Annotated in this window: 2 protein-coding genes and 1 pseudogene; 1 reads left to right on the top strand and 2 read right to left on the bottom strand. The window is 71.7% G+C overall.

All coding sequences use genetic code 11. The features are described from left to right. Positions 1–316 (bottom strand): annotated as a pseudogene (locus AB0I76_RS27275) (hypothetical protein); the annotation flags it as partial. Continuing rightward, positions 313–1,005 carry a hypothetical protein gene (locus AB0I76_RS27270; RefSeq protein ID WP_357041207.1) on the bottom strand — a complete coding sequence of 231 codons (693 nt, stop codon included), beginning with the start codon at positions 1,003–1,005 and terminating at the stop codon, positions 313–315. The gene AB0I76_RS27270 and the pseudogene AB0I76_RS27275, both read right to left, overlap by 4 nt. A 248-nt stretch (positions 1,006–1,253) precedes the next feature. Here AB0I76_RS27270 and eno point away from each other — a divergent pair, with 248 nt between their 5' ends. Further along, positions 1,254–2,537 (top strand): phosphopyruvate hydratase, encoded by a 1,284-nt coding sequence (gene eno, locus AB0I76_RS27265; RefSeq protein WP_357041204.1) that lies wholly within the window; start codon positions 1,254–1,256, stop codon positions 2,535–2,537. The last annotated feature ends 95 nt before the right edge of the window (positions 2,538–2,632 follow it).

The following is a 2,632-nucleotide window of genomic DNA, read 5'->3' as shown; positions in this document are numbered from 1 at the left end:
CGGAGTACTCCGGCTCGTGGTCCGGGTCGTGCCAGAGGCCCTGCTCCTTGGCGTACGCCTCGACGAGCGCGACCTGCTGCGGGTCGCGGCCGGTCTCGGGCCGGTCCTCGACGGACGGCACCTCGGTCGCCCAGGCGGGCCGCCCGTCGAGCGTGCCGAGGGGAACCCAGTTGGTGTCGGCCGGCAGGTCGGCGATCCGCAGCAGGACGCCGTCGTCCCGGGTGCGGAGCTTGCGCCCGGCGACCGGCAGGGCGAGGTCGGTCGGCGCGGGGGGTGTGGCGCCGTCGGCTCCGGGGACGAAGCCGGGTGCGGTCACGGGGTGGCCGTACGGCGGTCCACCACGCCGGCGCCGGGCGGCAGCGCGAACGCGTCGCCGTCGACGGCGTCCCGGTAGTCGGTCATGGCCAGCTCGACCCGCTCACCGTCGACGTCCCCGGTGAAGCTGCCCAGCGCGCCCTCGGTCGTCACGCAGGCGGAGAAGTCGCCGGCAGACTGCTGGACGTCGACGCACGTGGCGTGCCGACCCGCCAGGGTGGTGTCACTCTGCGTGATCACGGCCTGGGGGTCGAGCGCGGCGGTGGTCAGCAGTTGCATGACCACCGGCGGGGTGACCAGGCCGTGCTCCTTGGCCTCGGTGAAGAGGGTGACCGACGGCTTGGTGTTGGCGGCCGGCGGCGCCTCCAGGGTGCAGACCGCACGGGTGGCGGCCGTCTCGCAGCGGGCCGTGGCCTCCTCGGTGACGGTCAGCTTCCCGCCCGGCCACGTGTACGCGGAACGGGCCGGGTCCTGTGCCTGGGCGATGGTGGCGGTCTGCCCGGCGGGGAGCTGGTACTCGGCCGAGTAGGTCAGGGTCAGCGACTGGTCGAGCCGGGTGGCGAGGTCGTTGACGAGGTCGGACCGCCCGATGGCCCGGCCGGCGTCGTCGAGGGTCTGGCAGCCGGTGATGGTGAACGACGCGATGACCGACACGGCGAGCAGGCGGAGGGTGGTCGAGGCGGCGGGCATGGCGACCAGCCTTGCCGATGGGATCAACCGCGCGCAAACCCGTTGCCGGTTGACGCCCGAGAATACGGGAATGTCCGTCGTGCGGGACGGGTCTCGGTACGTCGGGCACGGGCAACCGACGTACCGCCGGGTACGGCGGGCGACGCGGCGCGGGCGGCCGGCGCCCGATACGCTGCGTGGCAACACCTGCCTCAGCCGCACCGTCGCGGCCCATAACGGACCGGCACACACAAACGAGGAGCGACTCAGTGGCAACCATCGAGGGAATCGTCGCCCGGGAGATTCTCGACTCGCGGGGCAACCCGACGGTCGAGGTCGAGGTCGGGCTCGACGACGGCACGATCGCCCGTGCGGCGGTGCCGTCCGGCGCTTCCACCGGCGCCTTCGAGGCGATCGAGCTGCGCGACGGTGACAAGGACCGCTACCTGGGCAAGGGTGTCGAGAACGCGGTCTCCAACATCGAGGACAAGATCGTCGACCAGCTCATCGGCTACGAGGCCAGCGAGCAGCGGCTGATCGACCAGAGGATGCTGGACATCGACGGCACCGACAACAAGGGTGGGCTGGGCGCGAACGCGATCCTGGGCGTCTCCCTGGCGGTGGCGAAGGCGGCGGCCGGCAGCGCCGAGCTGAGCCTCTTCCGCTACCTGGGTGGCCCGAACGCGCACCTGTTGCCGGTGCCGATGATGAACATCCTGAACGGTGGCGCGCACGCCGACTCGAACGTCGACATCCAGGAGTTCATGGTCGCGCCGATCGGCGCGCCGAGCTTCCGGGAGGCGCTGCGCTCCGGCGCGGAGGTGTACCACGCGCTGAAGTCGGTGCTGAAGAAGAAGGGCCTCTCCACCGGCCTGGGCGACGAGGGCGGTTTCGCCCCGAACCTGCCGACCAACGCCGCGGCCCTGGACCTGATCGCGGAGGCCGTCGAGAAGGCCGGCTACCGCCTCGGCACCGACATCGTCTTCGCGCTGGACGTCGCGGCCACGGAGTTCTTCGACAACGGCACCTACACGTTCGAGGGTGCCGCGAAGACCGCCGAGGAGATGAGCACCTACTACACCAAGCTCGCCGACGAGTACCCGATCGTGTCGATCGAGGACCCGCTGGCGGAGGACGACTGGTCCGGCTGGCAGACCCTGACCGCGTCCATCGGTGACCGGATCCAGATCGTCGGCGACGACCTCTTCGTCACCAACCCGCAGCGGATCGCCCGGGGCATCGCCGAGAGCGCCGCCAACGCCGTGCTGGTGAAGGTCAACCAGATCGGTTCGCTCACCGAGACGCTGGACGCGGTGGACCTCGCCCACCGGGCCGGCTTCAAGTGCATGATGAGCCACCGTTCCGGCGAGACCGAGGACACCACCATCGCCGACCTGGCGGTGGCCACCGGCTGCGGCCAGATCAAGACCGGCGCGCCGGCCCGCTCGGACCGCGTCGCGAAGTACAACCAGCTCCTGCGGATCGAGGAGGAGCTGGCCGACGCGGCGCGCTACGCGGGTGCGGGCGCGTTCCCGCGTTACCGTTCGGCCTGAGCCACGCGAAGCCTCGGGGGAGGGGTGTGACGATGCAGCAGCGCCGCACACCGGGTGGTCAGCGTCCCGCCCGCCGGCCGGGTCAGCCCGGCCGG

The sequence above is a fragment of the Micromonospora sp. NPDC049799 genome (assembly GCF_040656655.1).
In the GTDB taxonomy this organism is placed as follows: Bacteria; Actinomycetota; Actinomycetes; order Mycobacteriales; family Micromonosporaceae; genus Micromonospora.
This window is presented reverse-complemented; position numbering and strand designations above follow the sequence as displayed.

Excerpts from the sequence above, each read along its gene's own strand:
- AB0I76_RS27270 (WP_357041207.1), bottom strand. The coding sequence starts at position 1,005 with ATGCCCGCCGCCTCGACCACCCTCCGCCTGCTCGCCGTGTCGGTCATC.